Annotated in this window: 13 protein-coding genes; all 13 read right to left on the reverse strand. The window is 61.5% G+C overall.

What is annotated here, in order from left to right:
* Positions 1-11: 11 nt before the first annotated feature.
* The 13 genes from HMP09_RS13815 to HMP09_RS13875 all read right to left on the reverse strand — a co-directional run bounded on the left by HMP09_RS13815 (position 12) and on the right by HMP09_RS13875 (position 16,225).
* On the reverse strand, positions 12-1,139 hold the full coding sequence (locus HMP09_RS13815) for a glycosyltransferase family 4 protein (protein ID WP_232090306.1): 1,128 nt from the start codon (positions 1,137-1,139) through the stop codon (positions 12-14).
* Positions 1,136-2,263: a glycosyltransferase gene (locus HMP09_RS13820; protein WP_176500825.1), complete on the reverse strand. Its 1,128-nt coding sequence runs from the start codon at positions 2,261-2,263 to the stop codon at positions 1,136-1,138. The genes HMP09_RS13815 and HMP09_RS13820 overlap by 4 nt, the downstream gene beginning before the upstream one ends.
* Positions 2,260-3,177, reverse strand: a complete 918-nt coding sequence (locus HMP09_RS13825) for a glycosyltransferase family 2 protein (protein WP_176500826.1) — start codon at positions 3,175-3,177, stop codon at positions 2,260-2,262. The genes HMP09_RS13820 and HMP09_RS13825 overlap by 4 nt, the downstream gene beginning before the upstream one ends.
* Positions 3,174-5,039, reverse strand: a complete 1,866-nt coding sequence (locus HMP09_RS13830; RefSeq protein WP_176500827.1) for an ABC transporter ATP-binding protein — start codon at positions 5,037-5,039, stop codon at positions 3,174-3,176. The genes HMP09_RS13825 and HMP09_RS13830 overlap by 4 nt, the downstream gene beginning before the upstream one ends.
* 79 nt (positions 5,040-5,118) lie before the next feature.
* Entirely contained in the window at positions 5,119-6,222 is a 1,104-nt protein-coding gene (locus HMP09_RS13835) for an EpsG family protein (protein WP_176500828.1), read from the reverse strand.
* Positions 6,216-8,111: an asparagine synthase (glutamine-hydrolyzing) gene (gene asnB, locus HMP09_RS13840; protein WP_232090313.1), complete on the reverse strand. Its 1,896-nt coding sequence runs from the start codon at positions 8,109-8,111 to the stop codon at positions 6,216-6,218. The genes HMP09_RS13835 and asnB overlap by 7 nt, the downstream gene beginning before the upstream one ends.
* 59 nt (positions 8,112-8,170) lie before the next feature.
* Positions 8,171-8,698 carry a hypothetical protein gene (locus HMP09_RS13845; RefSeq protein ID WP_176500830.1) on the reverse strand — a complete coding sequence of 176 codons (528 nt, stop codon included), beginning with the start codon at positions 8,696-8,698 and terminating at the stop codon, positions 8,171-8,173.
* A 54-nt stretch (positions 8,699-8,752) separates the two neighbouring features.
* Positions 8,753-9,655, reverse strand: a complete 903-nt coding sequence (locus HMP09_RS13850) for a glycosyltransferase (protein WP_176500831.1) — start codon at positions 9,653-9,655, stop codon at positions 8,753-8,755.
* Between the two features lie 358 nt (positions 9,656-10,013).
* Positions 10,014-11,204 carry a glycosyltransferase gene (locus tag HMP09_RS13855; protein ID WP_176500832.1) on the reverse strand — a complete coding sequence of 397 codons (1,191 nt, stop codon included), beginning with the start codon at positions 11,202-11,204 and terminating at the stop codon, positions 10,014-10,016.
* Positions 11,201-12,274 carry a glycosyltransferase gene (locus tag HMP09_RS13860; protein WP_176500833.1) on the reverse strand — a complete coding sequence of 358 codons (1,074 nt, stop codon included), beginning with the start codon at positions 12,272-12,274 and terminating at the stop codon, positions 11,201-11,203. Before HMP09_RS13860 ends, HMP09_RS13855 begins: the two co-directional genes overlap by 4 nt.
* Complete coding sequence (locus HMP09_RS13865) at positions 12,275-13,153, reverse strand: FkbM family methyltransferase (protein WP_176500834.1); 879 nt, start codon at positions 13,151-13,153, stop codon at positions 12,275-12,277.
* Between the two features lie 424 nt (positions 13,154-13,577).
* Positions 13,578-14,954, reverse strand: coding sequence for an oligosaccharide flippase family protein (locus HMP09_RS13870; protein ID WP_176500836.1), 1,377 nt, complete (start codon positions 14,952-14,954; stop codon positions 13,578-13,580).
* 86 nt (positions 14,955-15,040) lie between these two features.
* Positions 15,041-16,225, reverse strand: coding sequence for a tetratricopeptide repeat protein (locus HMP09_RS13875; protein WP_176500838.1), 1,185 nt, complete (start codon positions 16,223-16,225; stop codon positions 15,041-15,043).
* Between the last annotated feature and the right edge of the window lie 23 nt (positions 16,226-16,248).

Below are 16,248 nucleotides of genomic sequence, written 5' to 3' on the forward strand. Positions count from 1 at the left end.
GGAGCCTTGTGTCAAGCTACGGTACGGCTGCTTACCGCAGCGGTGATGCGATCCAGATAGATGTCGATCACACGCTGTTCGGCATAGTCGCGCTCGACCCGCGATCTCGCTGCTTGGCCCATTGCGTGGCGTTCGGCAGGAGTAAGAGCGATCATTTGGCACATCGCCGCAGCCAGTGAGCCTGGATCTTTTACCCGGCAGAGCAACCCGGCGACGCCATTCTCCACCACGTCGCGGCAGCCAGGCACGTCGGTGGTAATCATCGGCCGGGCGAGGGCGGACGCTTCCAGTAGCACTCGTGATGTGCCCTCCCGGTAGGACGGAAGCACGATCACGTGCGCATCGGCCATCGACGTGCGGACATCCTCGACGGCGGGATGATAGTCGACCACGCCTTCGCGGACCCAGGCTTCGACTGTGCTTGCAGGTATGGCAGTCCGGTTCTCGGCACCAAGTCCGCCGAGTAACCCGAAACGGACATGTGGATGCTGGCGCTGTACGATCCGCGCCGCCTCTACATATTCGCCAACGCCCTTGTCCCACAGCATTCTCGCGACCAGCAGAAAACGCAGTGGCCGCATCGCGTCAGTGGGTGCTGCTGCGGTAAAATGGTTTAGATCGATTCCCGATCCGGGCAGCAGCACGGCTTGTGCCGGCTGAATTAGCCCTAGTGACGCGAACTGCGTGAGGTCATCATTGTTCTGAAAGAAGACAGTATGCGCGCCTGCCAAGCCAACTCGATAGAGACCCCGCACAACACGATTGAGCGCGCCCCTGCGCATGAAGCCGGTACCGAGGCCTGATATGTTGTTGAGCGTGGGAATGCCCAGGCTACGGGCTGCAAGTGATCCGTAAACATTGGGTTTGATGGTGTAGCCCAGCATTACGGCAGGCCTCTCGCGGCGCAGAATGCGCCGGAAACCCGCTAGCAGCGCCAAGTCACGGGCGGGTGACAGTCCGGCGCTGTCCATCGGCAGCGCGACCAGCCGAATGCCGGCCTGTTCTAGGGTGGCGTGCGCCGTACTATCTTGTGGTGTCACGGCGACGACTTCAAAGCCGTGCGCCATCAGCGCGCGCAGCACGCCCATACGGAAGTTCACAAGATTCCACGCCGCATTGACGGTAGCGACGATCTTCACCGGCCCGCTCCCCCTCGACCAGCAGTAAGCTCCGCGCACGCGGCCAAAAACTCGTCGCGATAGAGGGGCTGATTGCACCACGTCCGCACTGACGCCTTGCGTACCTCGCAAAAGGCACTGGTGTTCGCCAGTAGCTGCTCTACCCTGTCACGTGCGTTCTCGGGGGTGGTAAACCATATTCCGTTGCGGCCGTCCTCGACATAGCTGCCAATCTCGCCGACCGGGGTCACAACCGGCACCAATCCCAGCTGCATCGCTTCGACGACCGCCATGCCCATGCCTTCAAACCGGCTGGTCTGAACGAAGAAGGTTGCGGTGCTGGCATGGCGAGCGATCTCGGACATGTCCGCGGGACCGGTGAACCGTACAGCATCCGTCAGCCCCAGCTCTGCGACCTTTGCCTCGAGCATCGATTGCTCGCCACGATCAGGGCCGATAATCGTGAAGCGCGCTTCGGGACGGCGAGCATGCACGAGCGCGAAGAAATCCAATGCCAGATCAATCCGCTTACGCGGGTGCAACCTTCCCCAGCTGACGAAATGTGGTGCTGGTACCTCGCTGGCGACCTGATCGAGGCGCGTGGTGAGGAAGGATATGGGCCGCACGCGCGGCGCCCATGCAGGACCAAGCCGCTGCGCTGCAGTAGAGGCGGAGTCTGCCAAAACCGCATTGGCTACCCGCGCGGTCAGCCGGGTGAGTATCGCATCCACCTTGTTGGAATGGCGGACATTATGGAGAAAGATGACTAGCCGGGTGCGCGGGCGTAGTAGCTTTACGATCAGTCCCACGATGCACGACCGCCAAAGCGACAGTACCAGCACCGCCGGTCGCAGGCGAAGCAAGTGCCAAATCGTGCGGGCGAAGGCCAATGGATTGTTCTCTGGGCCAATGCCCGGCTCGTAGACATAGGCGCGCGGCTGGGACCGACGATTGCTCGCGACATATGCCTTTCGGAGGACGAAACCGGGATACCGTCCAGCAGCAACGCTTGCTGCTGCGGTTTCGACACCGCCGATGTCATCATAGGGGATGACGTGGACGATTTGCGGCAGCGTTTGTTCGTCCGCCTCCTCGTTGGAGGCGGAGTGGGGCGCTTGGACGCTGGCGGGCTTGGAATGCCTCATCGTCGCGCCGTCAGCAACCGGTGCAGGGGAGCCGCCAGACCAAGCCTTGCCGCTAGCATCATCGCTGCGCTGCCCCAGCGCTCGCTGGGGCTGGGGGTCAGCCGAAGCAGGGCAATGCGGAACTGGCGAGCCGCATGCACGTCGCCAAGGCGCAGGCTTGTGCGCAGACGCCCCAACAGGAAACGACGGCGATTGGAGTCACTACGCAGATGATCGCGCGCGAAGGCGAGGCTTGCATCGACGTTCGACCGCGCGCTCATTCGCGCCTCGCCCGCGATGTTGATCATCACGCCGGGCGTAGGATCGAAACCGATCCGCTCCCCGTTGCGACACGCGGCAAGAGCGAAAGCCCAGTCCTGGTGTTTGGTTAACTGCGGATTGAAATTGGTACCGCGCCGCAGTGGCTTGTGCACGGAGATGGTCGACGATCGGGCATCACCCCCTCGCGCAAACAGATAGTCCTCGATGTCGCCACCGTCATAGGCGGCCATCGGACCGTTCCACTCGCGTGTCCCATCGCTCAGCCGAAAGCGACCGATGATGATGCTGACCTGCTCTGCCGTGTGAAGTTCGCGTCGCCGGGCGACATGGCCGGGTAGAAATTGATCGTCTGAATCGAGGAATAGCACCATATCGCCTGCCGCGCGTGCCAGCCCAACGGCGCGGGAGTGAGCTGCGTTGGTCCGCGTCGGTTTCCTCACCAAAGCAACGCGCCCGTCCGCTGCGGCAATCGTCTGTAGCGCCGCCGTATCATTGGAAGCGTCATCCACGACGAGGATCTCGGCTGTGCGATCATCGATTGACGCAAGCGCACGGGGCAGGGTGCGGGAGCTGTTGTAGGTTGGGATGACCACGGTTGCGATCGATCCGGCCTGTTCTGACACGCCCTGTCCGGGCTCGAACACCTGCGTCATGCCTTGACCGCCTGGGCCGCGTGGCTGCTGGCCTCACTACCGATCACCTCCTCGAACGTCCCCTCGGCAACAATCTGCCCGGCATCAAGCCGGATGATCGTGGAGCAATGCTGCAGCGTGCTCAGCCGGTGCGCCACGATGATAATCGTCAGCTCCTCGTCGAGCTGTTGTATCGACTCCATGACCGCGTTTTCGGTTATGGCGTCGAGCGCGCTGGTCGCCTCGTCTAGCACCAGTAGTGGACGGCGCGCATAAAGCGCGCGCGCCAACCCGATCCGTTGGCGCTGCCCACCCGATAGCCGCATGCCCTGCTCTCCAACGCTGCTCGCATAGCCATCCGGGAGCGCCTCGATGAACTCGGCCGCATGGGCGGCTTCGGCCGCGGCGCGCACCCGAACCATATCGATTGCGCTCGCCTCCTGGCCAAAAGCAATGTTGGCAGCAAGCGTGTCGTCGGACAGGAAAATCGCCTGCGGAACATGGTTGATGTTGGCCTGCCAGCTAAAGCGGTCTTGCGCATCGGCTAGCGATGTCCCGTCAATGAGCACTGCGCCGTGCTGTGGCTGAAGCAGACCCATCATAATGTCGAGAATGGTGCTCTTACCGCTGCCTGTACGTCCTACCAGCCCGACGCGCGCACCCTTGGGAATGGTGATCGAGACATCGCGCAAAACCGGGACCCCGGTGCCATAGCCGAATGACACGCCTTGCAACTCGATTGCATGCGCAAAGGCAAGCGGCACGGCGTCTCGGTTTGGCCGCTCAACGGGTTGATCCAGTACGTCGAGCACGTTGGTAAGATTGACGTAGTTGGTCATCATCTGCGACCAGCCGAAATAGACTTGCTGGAGGAGCGGCATCAGCCGCTGCGCTCCAACCGCAAGCGCGCCGAGCGCCGGCAACGCTGTCATTATCCCGCCGGGCTGGCGCGATGCAGCTACCGCCAGCACCGCGATCAGCACCATGCCGATTCCTTCGACCAAATACCGTGGCGCGTTGGCGAGGAAGGTGGTGACCGATTGCGCATCGCGAAACGACTGGTCAAGCTGGCCGAATTTGCGGAGATAGAGTGGCTGTGCGCGCTCGATCAGCACGTCGCGGATCGCCCCCATACCCTCCTGGATTGCCTGGATACGCTGCGTAGCAAGGCCAGAGAGACGGCCGCTATTGCGCTGGAGCACACGTCGCACACTCAGAGATATCACAACATAGACGCCACCGAAGCTCACGAGCGCTGCTGCTGCGAGCACGGGATCGATGAACGCGAGCGCGGCGATGATGAAGATCATGACCGTAAGCGAGATTAGCCCCTGCATGAGCGGCTGCAGGAACAGGTTGGTGATGTTGTTCACCTTCTGGATGCCGGCCTGCATCTCAGCGCTGTTGTGGAGCGTGTGGTAGAGGTAACTCTGGTGGAGCAAATGGTCGTAGAGGCTCGTGCCGAGATCGTGACCGACGGCAAAGACGAAGCGCTGCGTCGCACGCAGCAGCAGCAGCCGGAGCAGTGTGGCTAAAACGGCGGCCGTGACAAACAACAGCGTTGCAGCCAGCAGGAGCCGGTCCTGAGGCAGACCGAGCAAGTCAATGATCTGGCCAAAAACAGGGGAGCGCTCGACCCGTTCGGGGGCCGCGAGCAAGGTCAGGAACGGGAGCAATGCGCCGATGCTCGCCATCTCTGCAAAGGCGCCCACGAGCATGAATAGCCAGATGCGCCCTGCCTGGCAACGTCGCCTGACAGACAAATGTGCGAACAGGCGCCGTACTGCGGCTGTTACACGGTGTGCCTTGGCGTCCCGCGAAGCGACCTTTGTAACAGGTGTCAGCGGCACGAGCGCATTCGGCAGGGGGGCGTAGTTGGCCATGTCAGCTACCCTGCTGTTGCCGGAATGTAAGGCATAGTCCCGGTGAACCGGGGGCAGCAAAGAATGCTATTAAGCGCATTTAGTAGGACCTATCGCCGGGATCGCCGCACTCGAGGCACACGCTGTCCTCGAACAGGTAGAAGCGATACGGAAACCACGAGGCTGCATGGTCGCCATAGTTAGCAAAGGTGAAAAATACGACGAGGTATAAGAGTAGAATGCCGACGGCGAAAAGCTGGCGCTGTTGATTTGACCGGGCAAGCGCGTCGGGAACGCGGGCGTATAAGAAGCATTGCACGGGCAGCAAGTACAGGCTCAGTCGATCGACGACCGTTGACGATGCGAAAATTAGTACCGCCGGTACGGCTGCCACGGCCGCTGCGCTGAGGGCTGTCCATGCCAGCAGAGCGCTGCCCTGTAAACCGAACTGTCTCCGAAAGATGAGGAAAATAGCCGCAGGAAGTGCACCCATAAAGGCGCGGACAAGTGCCCCTGAGGAACTCGCATTTGTGTCTACATAGTTGGTGACGAGAACATCAGCGCGAGCACCGATTAACGACCGAAACGCAATGATGGTAGTCGCGGCAACCAGCGCAATAACGAGCAAGCGGTTGCGTCGGCTCGCGATCGCGCCCAGCGGGATCAGCACCAATGCTGTTGCGTGGAACAATGCGCCTGTGGCGACCCAAATTGTGTATCGCCTGATGTCCTCGCGCCCAAGCGCCAGCAAGCCCATCAGGATGAATGAGATCGCTATGCCTTGGCGAATATATCCCATCCCGCAAACCACAACGAGGTAGGGAAACGCTACGGTCATGCAGAGCCATGGTCGCGGCTGGGCAAGGCAAAAGACCATCAGCGCGCCTGCCATGACGATACCGGAAAACATGGTGATGAAAACTATTCCGGTCGTAAACTGCGAAGCCACGATCGACAAAGCGGTATAGCCGACGTCCTTACTCGTAGCAGCCGCATTATCGACCGTGAGCCAGTAGAACGGTTCGAGATTAGAGTAATAGTTGCCCCAATCGCCGCCAGTCTTCCAGCGACCGCCGATGAACACAGCGAGTGCAATTGAAAACAAGACCCACACGAAGTTGACGCGGTAGTTTACCTTTTCTACGCCTTGCTCAAGCAGCGCCATGAAGCAAGAAAAGCCCAGAAAAATCCAGTAGATCAGCATTGCACTTGCCACCCGATCAACATCAGAACGGACCACAACGCTGCTGTCCAGTCATGTGTGCCGCGTAAGTGCTGCTGCCACCGAATCTGCACCGCGGCGCCGTCCAGACCCTCTATCATTGCCAAAGATGATGGCGCTAGCAGTGACTCAGCCCAGTCACGCAAAGGGCCGCGCAGCCATCGGGCTAGCGGCACGCCGAACCCGGCCTTCGGGCGCTCGATCATCGAACGCGGCACATGGCGGTAGAGCACCTGCCGCAGCAGCCATTTGCTTTGGCCGTCCCGGATTTTCAAACCGAGCGGCGTCTGCCAGGCGCAGGCGACGACGTCCCGGTCGAGCATGGGCGCGCGCACTTCCAGGCCCACTGCCATGGAGGCGCGATCGACTTTGGTCAGGATATCGTCTGGTAGATAGGACAAGATGTCCCAGTACATCATCTGCTCTTCACGGGTTAGCCCAAGAAAGGCCTCGTCCGCTGCTAGTCCAGAAAGCCGCGACTGATGGAGAACAGGGACCCCGGCATGCCATTCCTCGGTAAAGGCAGCATAGATATCGCGCAGTGCACCACCCGACCGCAGGGCACGCGCCACTTTATGTGCCTTGTTGCCGAGCATTGGCACAGACGGCACGAAAGGAAGCGTTCCTATGCGATCCCACAGGTCTGTCGAGACGCCGTTAATCAACCGGCCGAGCCCCTGACGCCCGCCCGCTGGCAGTAACGACAGACGGTCGAAGATGCGGCTGGTCATTGTGTATCGATTATAGCCGCCGAACAGTTCGTCGCCACCGTCGCCTGATAGTGCAACGGTGACAGTACGGCGTGTTTCGCGGCTTAGGATATGGGTTGCAATCTGTGAGGAGTCCGCGAACGGCTCGTCATAGATAGCGGGTAAAGTGGCAATCACATCCATTGCCATAGCTGGTGTTATATAATGCTCATGATGCTCGGTGCCGAGATGACGCGCAACCATCGCGGCATGTGGTGCCTCGTCGAGATCTGGATCATCAAAGCCAATAGTGAAAGTCTTTACCCGCCCGCCGATAGCACGTTGCATAAGCGCGACGATTAGGGAACTGTCCACTCCACCAGATAGGAATGCACCGATTGGTACATCTGACATCGTCTGCTGCATGACGGCGGTCGTTAGCGTGGCCTCTAGGGCGGCAATCGCGCGATCGGGATCGTGCTCCGGTGCCGCCATGCCTTCGCATGCAACATCAGTCAGCGACCAGTAGCGTGCGCACGATATTCCCGGCGCTACCGATGGAACAGCAGGCGGACGGACGGGAGGTTGCGCGATGGTTTGTGCATCAAGCGTCACGATCGTGCCAGGCATGACCTTGTAGATGCCGCGATAGATTGAGAAGGGCGCCGGTACGCAGTTGAAGCGAAAGTACAGCGCGGTAACGTCAGGATCAACAGTTGCTGAAAAGCCAGGGACAGCTCTGAACGATGCCAGACTTGAGCCGAATAGAAGCTTATTCTCGTTCCAGCCATAGAATAGTGGTTTTTCGCCGATCCTGTCGCGGGCGAGGCTCAGCTGCCGTGTCTCTCGATCCCAAAGCCCTAGCGCGAACATACCGCTGCAGCGCTCCAGTGCTCCGGACAATCCCCAGCAAGCGACCGCTTCGAGCAGGGTTTCGGTGTCCGAGTGGCCGCGCCACTCAACAGGCCCGTTCGCCTCGATCGCGCGACGGATGTCCGCGTGATTGTAGATTTCGCCATTGTAGGTGAGCACATATCGGCCGCAGCGAGAATGGTAGGGCTGGTGGCCTGCTTCCGAAAGGTCGACAATCGCAAGCCGGCGGTGGCCGATGCCGATCCCAGCCTGTCCATCGATCCAAACGCCCTGATCGTCGGGTCCACGGTGCGCCAGTGCGTCCGCCATCGCTCTGACAGATGCTTCCGCGACGGAACCTGTCGTTAGTATACCGGCGATGCCGCACATCAAACATCGCTCTTTATGGTGTTCAACACAGGGCAGAAGACGGTGTTATGGGCGGAGGCTACCCGTAGCACGGTAACAGGCGCCGATGTGGCATGCCGGACTTTGCGCTTGCCTGGTTCGGTCTTAGCTAGTCCGCTGATTGCCAGTACGACGATGGGGGCCTTGCGCGTTCCGCAGGTATATTCGACATGCTTCGATCCAAGGGTCAGCGGCACTCGCGACCTACAGCGGTGCGCCAGTCGTACTGCAAATGTTCGAGGCATCGAACGGTCAAAGCCGGCTGTTATCGCAACGACGGTTTGTACGTAGCAGGCAGGAGACTGCTTCAAAGCAAGCATCGTGTCGGCTTCGCCGGTCGGCATGTCAAGGCTCACACGACGAGTAGCCACGCATCCGATTCCAAAGAGGCCCGCAGGAGCAGTGCGGCGAGGGAAGAGCGAGAACGACGAACCAGCATCGTACTGCCCCATCACGCCGACCATCCCGCAAAGTCTGGGGTGTGCAGTGACGGAATTCAGCTTCTCCATGCGAGCAGACCTGCGCTTACCCGAACGCTGACGGCAGTGATCCACGCGGTGGCATTAGCCATCAAAATCAGCTCCTACCTGTCCACGTAACCCGCGCACCACGGCTCGCGGCACGAGGCGGCGCTGTCGGCCCATCAGCAGGGCTGCAAGAGTTTGCCAACCGTTGCGCGCGCCGTAGCGCGCTAGGCCGATGCCGAGCGTTAGCACATTTCGCACCGGTACCTTGTCGAAATAGCGGTGGTTCAGTGCCAGCGTGTTCTTGACGAAATAATAGAGTTTGATGGGCGTGAGCGGTCGTTGAGTGACATCGGGGTGGTAGTGACGTGCTGCCAGAACCGAGCGGACCCTGCCCACCCGGCGTAAGCGGAAGAAATAATCCACTTCGTCGCCATATGTGTAGAAACCCGTGTCCACGGTACCTGCCGCCTCAATCGCCGCCCGGGTTATTAACGCGCCGTTGAACAGGTGCGCGAACGGGTAAGTGCCATCCCCTGCGACTTGGCCGAGCTCTGCCAGCGTCGGCAGCTTGCGCGGTCGCCCCGCGACCACCGGCAGACCGGCGCGGTTCAGTAGCGGGAACGGAAAGACAAAGTGTGTCGGCTGGTTTTCGCGCAACACGACTGAGGAGACGCAGGCTACGTCCGGTGCAAGACCCGCCTCAAGCGCTGCCAGCGCATGGGTGTCAGGAAACCCATCATCATCCATCAGCCAGACTGCGTCAAAGCCGCCATCCATGCACTCGGCGATCGCACGGTTCCACCCGGCCGCCGGACCGAGATTTGGCTGATCTATGTGCGCTACCCCATTGGCATCGAGCATCGCCACCGTATTGTCAGTGCTGGCGTTGTTGATGATTATCAGACCATCGGATGGGCGCGTTTGGCGCTTAACATGGTCAATGCAGCGCTCCAAAAGAGCACAGCGGTTATGCGTCACGATCGACGTAAGGATTCTCATGGAGCGAGCCTGGCGAAGGCAAGATAGAGGTCGGACAAACTATGCTGGCTCTCGGCGACGGGGAGCACAGCAAGCGAGTACACCGCCCGATGGCCATCTGAGCCAAGCGTGGCCCAGCGATCGTTGTTGACGGAGTACGGCAGAGCGCGGGCCTCTGCTGCCCCTCGTGCAGCCGAAGTCAATACTGGCTGCTCGCGCCGGATGGCGGACCTAACCGTTTTCGCAGGTACCAACACGCGGGTCGGCACGTGAAAGGTGGCGGTCAAAGCTGGTACGAGCATCACCGTGGTGAGCTTGCCACTGGTGCCACGACGTTCAGCATCGCCGCAAATCCGCGCAGCGCCAGGTATCCACGCACTCAAGACCCCCTGACATCAAGCGCCTCGTAGATCGCGGCATAAGCATCTACGCCAGAGTCCAGGCTAAGGGCCAGTGCGGATGAGCGGATTTCTGCCGAGGACAGTGGCCGCGCAAGTACCTGTCCCAGTCCGGCGCACATCGTGGCGGGCGCAAAGTCTCTCAGCACGAGCGATCCGTTGACACCTGGTGAGAGCAGGGTGTCGAGGTCGCCGACGCCCGCATTGGCGATAACGGGCACGCCGCATGCCAGCGTCTCGCCGACCTTGGTGGGAGAGCAACCAATTTTGGACAGGTCAGCGCGAATGAAAGCGACCGACAGGTCGCTTGCTCCAATCAGCGCTGGCACCCGTGATCGCGTCGCGCCGGTGACCCGGATCGCCTCGCGGGGCAGTTCGGCAGCGGCAGCCGCAGCATACACGGTGTCGGTGGCATTGTTGACGACGAATAGGAAAATTGCGTTCGGTCTTAGCGTCCGCAACTGCACGAACAGCGTCATCATACGATCGAGCAGATACTCAACGCCGATGCTTCCGAGATAGAGGAGCACTGTGGCGTCCTGGGCGATCTCGAGTTCCGTGCGGGTCGTCGCCACGTCACGCGGCAAACCGAACAGGTCGAAGTCGGCGCAGCACGGCACGACCGAGAAGGTGGGCGCTGGGGCTGTGCCGACATATTCACGGCGCAAGTGCGTCACCGCACGCTCAGTCAAACAATTCACATGATCCGCGGCAAGCACGAACCTTCGCTCGAGGCGCTTGAGCCAGCGGAAGACGGTCACGAACCGGCCTCTGGCGATCCCTGTATCCGCCCAGAAATCGCGGAAGTCGAATAGCAGCCTGGCACCCGTCCATCGCTTCACCGCCATGCCGACTGGCATGGTTGGGTGACTGCGGCAATGGACGAGTGTGATGCGTTCGGCGCGACAAATGCGGCCTGCCGCGCGGGTCATCGCGGCAAGGTCGCGCAGTGTGCCGATCAAAGGCTTGTGGTAAGATATTGTTGTCCAGCGCACACCAACGGATGCAAAGCGCGCCTGATAATCGGCAATCAGCGCCTCTCTGCCATCCTTCTCCGCGCTGAGAAGGTGGATGTCATAGCCGCGCGCGGCCAGACCGAGCACGTAGGGCGCGATTTGACTTTGGCCGATGTGATCAGTGATCCCATCCTGACTGATGTACAGAACTGTCATTCGGCCGTCCCAAGCAGCAGTGCTCGATAGCGCGCGGCAATCGGTGCCGGCGCGAAGGCAGTAGCCCGCGCACGCGCGGCCTCCCTGGCGTCGGGCGCTGCGAGCGCCTCGTCCATGGCTTCGGCCATTGCGACCGCGTCCCCAACGCGGACCAGTCGGCCAAGGCCCTTCAGAATCTCAGCCGGTCCACTTGGGCAATCCGTAGATACTACCGTCAGACCATAGCCGAGCGCTTCGGCCACGACGTTGGCAAAACCTTCATAGTCCGAGGACAGCACGAATAGATCCGCCGATGCATACCAGCGCTCCGGATCCGGCGCGTGGCCGGGGAGCAGCAGCTGACTCGCTATGCCGAGCTTTTCCGCAGCTTGCTCGATCGCTGCGCGTTCACTCCCTTTACCAACGATCGCCAGCCGGTCACCCGGTCGAGCCATGCGAGCGAAGGCGTCGAGCAGCAGGAGGTGGTTTTTCTGAGGCTTCAGCGTGCCGACGCTCAGGATGCGTCGCCCGGCGCTGCCCCAATCGGGAAGGTTGCCGGGTTGAGGCGGAGAGGGGGGCGCTATCGGGTTATGGATGGCGTGCACGGCGCTACGAGGCAGGCCGCAGAGCAACGCTAGGTCGTCGGCTGCGCCTTGCGACACGGCAATCCGGGCTGCAGCTTGGCGGTGGCTCCACCGCACGGCAGGGCGCAGCAAGGCGCGCGCGCTCGCTGGCCAGGTCTGTGCCTCGACGGACAGCGTATTATGCTCGGCCACCACGACCCGTGTTCGACTGCGCCGCGCCGCCCACACCGCGATGCTGGTCAGCGGCCACATGGAGGCGAGCAGGACATCAGGCCGCACCTGTGTGCAATAGTCCTTAAGTGGGCGAACCGCATTGCGTAACCGTCTGGCCTCCAACGGAACCAAGCGCACGCCGACGGGAACCGCGTCCAACAACGCGCCCTCTTGGCGCAGCAACAGCAGGTCGACATCGTCACCCAGCCGCAAGAACTCCTCGGCGAGCGTGAGCGTGACACGCTCGGTGCCCCCTGGCTCAAGGCTTGGGAGCAGTAGCGCAATCCTGGCCATTCAGCCGCCTGTACGCTGGGCAAGATAATTGTGCCGGTCGAGCCGCTTCACTGCGAAGCCAGCCCTAGCAATTTCTGCTGCGATAGCCCCGGTGTCATCAAGCTGTTCAAAGATGATTGCCCGTGTGCGCGCTAGTGTCGCCGCAGCGCCTGCCAACGCATCGATCTCGGCGCCTTCAATATCGATCTTGAGTAGCGCAATCTCGGCCACGTCCGCGAGCACCTCATCGAGCGTGCGCGTCACCACCGAGAGCATTCTCGGTCGGTCAAGCGTGTGCGCGAGTACGAGCGTAGCCTGTCCGGATATTGCTGGGTCGATCGCAGCGGTGACAGTACGCCCCGAACTCGAGGCAAGTGCTGCCTCCACGACGTCCGCTTCCACCCCGTTGCGCGCAAGGTTGGCGCGCAGGCGTGCCGCGGTGCGCGGGATCATCTCGATCGGAACCAACCTACCGGAAGGCCCAATCAGTCGGCCAGCGAATACGCTGAACGCGCCAATATTGGCGCCTGCGTCGACGACGGTGTCACCGGGATGGAGTAGCGCGCGGGCGGCTGCATAGACCGCTGCTTCGCGGCGGGGCAATAGCAGGTACAATTCGTCGCTATGCGCGTGTGCGAAAAAGCGACCGAGCGTTGGCACGTCGATATCGACGTCGTGCAGAAGTACCGGGTTGCGCCAGCTATAAAAGCGACCCCAAGCGGTTGCTGGCGCAGCGAGCGCCGACCGGCGCAGCCAGCGGCGGTCGGCTGGAGTTACGCCTTTGACCTCACGCAGTATGACTATCCAGGTGGTGATGCGGTCGAGATAGTTGAGCGCTCCCCGGCCTGCACGCCTAAAGGGCGGCGGCAACTTCCAGGCAAGAGCAGTAACCGGACTCACGTATCACTCCATTGCAGCGATCGCGGGAAAGCTATGACGACTGCGATTCCTTGAGGAGGATTGGCGCGGTTACGGGGTGCTCGCCAGATACGGTATTGATCGTCGCTCGCCTGAGCTTGGTCGCCTTGGCGCTTGTTCCGGCTTCGACCAAGCCACAGCTGAGCTACTACGCTTTCATGCACCTGGCGTGAAAGGGCAGAGCCTGCTGTCTGCTGATTGCCGTCGCGGATTGCGTAGTGGAGGATTGGGATGTCACCGCCGGCCTCGAGTGCTGCTTTGGTACGGAAAGTGGTACGGGTATCAGGATCGCGTGTTGGGAACGAACTGACTGTAGCATTACTACCGTCGAACGACGTAGCGTGAGCAGCGCGCGTCTTGTGCCGTCCTCGCCCGATCAGTGAATTCGTCATATCTTTTGTCCTTTCTAATTCGGACCACGGCCGCGCTTGAGCGACCATGTTAGAAAGGGGCGCAGGCATCGGGAACCGGTATCGAATAGGCTGGCGGTGCCAAGAAGAGACGGGTTAATCCCTAAGGTATGGCGAGCGAACCGGTTTAATAGTCCGGCACGGACAATCGTTGCGACGAGGGTAGACGCAGCTGCGCCCATAGCGCCGAACAGGGGCGTAAGCACAAGGCCTGCCGCCACTGCCGCCATCACAGATGCCAAAAACGCTCGAGCGACCACTCGCTCGTGTCCCGTCATGCTCAGAAGCATGACGCTCGGCCCCAGGGCTGCAGCGACCAACTGATTGCAGCTGAGAACCAAAAGCGGCCAGTAGGCACCGACGAAATTCGATCCAAAGGCAAGCGGTAGCAGCCATCCCCCGGCAACCGCGACGCCAAGCGTTGCTGCTCCAACCGAGATCGTCATGAAGATGGTTGATCCAGCGACGATGCGCGCGAGCCGCTGGCGCTCGCCCGCCGCATGCGCACCGGCGAGGAACGGTCCCACGACGATGTTCTGTAAAGAGATAGGCACCGATACGACGGCCGAGCAGGCCATTGCGACCCTTAGTAATCCGGCGTCGGAGATACTCGCTGCATAACTGGCCAAAAGTACACCATAGCTGCCCTCCAACGCGCGCATTGCCTCCAACAGCGTCATGGGTAACGCCGCCGCAGTCCACGCTCGCAGGCGCGGCGGACTACGCCCAGCAGCACGAGGAAGGCGGACGTAGAACAGGGCAAAGCCGATCGCTGTAATGCCGACGGCCGCCAGAGTTTGTGCACGAATTGCTTCTCCAGCCCCAAGCGGCCGCGACCAGACGAGGAGTGCAGTGAGGAATGCGAGCGGCCGCACCAGCACATCGAGCAGCTGGCTAGTGACCACGCGCTCCTGCCCGCGCAGTAGGCCGGTCGCGAGTGCCGAGAGCGCCAGTGTAGGTAGCAATATCGCCGCAGCGGTCAGAGCCGTCTTGAGCGACGGCGCAAGCGGCAACGCGTGGGCGCAAATCCAAAGGGCAGTCGCCAGAAAGAGGGATGCGGTACCGACCGTCAGTGCAAACCACCATGCTAGGGCGGCTACCTCGTCAGCCTGGCCGCGGACGCGTGCTGCCGAAACCTCACGGGTCGCTAGCAGTGGTAAGCCGAGCTGCGCCGGCACGGCGAGCAACGTGACCAGCGCGATCGCCGTGCCGTAAATGCCGTAACCCGCGGGACCGAGCTGCCGCGCCAGCACCACGCCGACGCCAAAGGTCGCCAATGTGCCTGCTACCCAAACCGCCCCGCTCCTCAAGGTCGCCACCGCCAGCCGCTGTCCAAGACTGGATTGGGTCAGCCTGCGAAGGCGGGTCAGCATGCCGTTTCCCGCCAATCACATTGCAGGGCAGCGACAGTGGCTAGTGCCGCGATTGCGAAGGCAATCACGTGGAAGCCCGCAGGCCGTCAGCCACTAGGGACCAACTCGACGCCGGTGACCTGCGCCTCGATCTCGCTGAACATCTCGCCGGGTGTTCCCACCAAACGTACCCGCAGCATTTCGCACCCTGGTGCGACGGTTACTGGCGTTGACAGCGCCCGCAGCTGTGTATTGAGGGGATCGAGCGGCAAAGTGGCGATTACTGCGCCGTTGGCGCAGCGCACCTCCATGTTTAATCGCCCGCCCGTCGCCCCGTTTGTGCGGCGCCGTGCAACAAGCCGAAGCTGGTATGTGCCTGATCGCGCGTACACATATTGTTCCGCCAGTACGCCGGTCGTTGATCCGAAGTAGCGCACATTAAGTGCCGTCGCCTGCGGTAGATCGCCAGCAGTCACCATGCGCGTAGAACCAATTTCGTCCTGCGCGAGGATCCAGTTGAATGGCTTGGCTCCAGGCCACCGACCGAAGTTGCCGTCATAGATACCGTGAGCACGTTCGCGATAATTGGTCGGAAGAAGCTGCTGCCAAGCCCGATAGGCGCGTGCTCCATCGCCAGCGTTGACCATCGCGACAAACACCGCGCGCTGCTCATCCCCCGTCGCGGCCGAATTTGCGGCGCTCGATGAAGGCGCCAGCAGAGCCAGGAGGACGTCCGGCGAGGTAGTGTTAGCCGCTGTCTGGAAAAAGGCAGTGCGCCAGAACGGCCGCGTTGCCAGTTCAACTGTCAGCGCCTTCTGCCCGTCAGGCGTGGCGGCAATGGCCGTTAGTACGGTCATGATTGCAGTTATCGCTTCCGGCCTGAGGTGGATCGCTGGCCCAACCTCATCGAGCGCTGCCGCATAGTGCCCGGTGCGCACGAAATGATCCAGCAACCAGAAGCGAGCGAGCGGGGCACGGGGATCGCGATCCCGCGCCGCCATCATCAGTCGTTCGGCACGCCTTAAATCTCCCTTGACCGCCGCATCAACGCCCGCGAGCGCAAGTGGGTCGGCAAGCAAGGGATCACGCACTAGCGCAGAGCGGTAAAGCGCGCGCGTGGTATCGTCGATATCGCCGCTAGCAGCAGCGACACGCTGACGCGCAAGCGCCGCGAGGCTTGCACCATCAGCGGGCCAAAACTGCGCTGCTAATTGCGGATCAGCATCACGGACACTGTCTTGGACCGCAACGCGTACCGACATCCAGCCGAGTACAAGGGCGGCCCCCAACATTGCCGCCCGTACAACGCTGCCGG

The organism is Sphingomonas sp. HMP9 (genome assembly GCF_013374115.1).
Classification (GTDB): domain Bacteria; phylum Pseudomonadota; class Alphaproteobacteria; order Sphingomonadales; family Sphingomonadaceae; genus Sphingomonas.

Excerpts from the sequence above, each read along its gene's own strand:
- HMP09_RS13830 (WP_176500827.1), bottom strand. The coding sequence starts at position 5,039 with ATGGCCAACTACGCCCCCCTGCCGAATGCGCTCGTGCCGCTGACACCT.
- HMP09_RS13845 (WP_176500830.1), bottom strand. The coding sequence starts at position 8,698 with ATGGAGAAGCTGAATTCCGTCACTGCACACCCCAGACTTTGCGGGATG.
- HMP09_RS13855 (WP_176500832.1), bottom strand. The coding sequence starts at position 11,204 with ATGACAGTTCTGTACATCAGTCAGGATGGGATCACTGATCACATCGGC.
- HMP09_RS13850 (WP_176500831.1), bottom strand. The coding sequence starts at position 9,655 with ATGAGAATCCTTACGTCGATCGTGACGCATAACCGCTGTGCTCTTTTG.
- HMP09_RS13835 (WP_176500828.1), bottom strand. The coding sequence starts at position 6,222 with ATGCTGATCTACTGGATTTTTCTGGGCTTTTCTTGCTTCATGGCGCTG.
- HMP09_RS13820 (WP_176500825.1), bottom strand. The coding sequence starts at position 2,263 with ATGAGGCATTCCAAGCCCGCCAGCGTCCAAGCGCCCCACTCCGCCTCC.
- HMP09_RS13825 (WP_176500826.1), bottom strand. The coding sequence starts at position 3,177 with ATGACGCAGGTGTTCGAGCCCGGACAGGGCGTGTCAGAACAGGCCGGA.
- HMP09_RS13870 (WP_176500836.1), bottom strand. The coding sequence starts at position 14,954 with ATGCTGACCCGCCTTCGCAGGCTGACCCAATCCAGTCTTGGACAGCGG.
- asnB (WP_232090313.1), bottom strand. The coding sequence starts at position 8,111 with ATGGCGGACGCACTGGCGCACCGTGGACCCGACGATCAGGGCGTTTGG.
- HMP09_RS13860 (WP_176500833.1), bottom strand. The coding sequence starts at position 12,274 with ATGGCCAGGATTGCGCTACTGCTCCCAAGCCTTGAGCCAGGGGGCACC.
- HMP09_RS13875 (WP_176500838.1), bottom strand. The coding sequence starts at position 16,225 with ATGTTGGGGGCCGCCCTTGTACTCGGCTGGATGTCGGTACGCGTTGCG.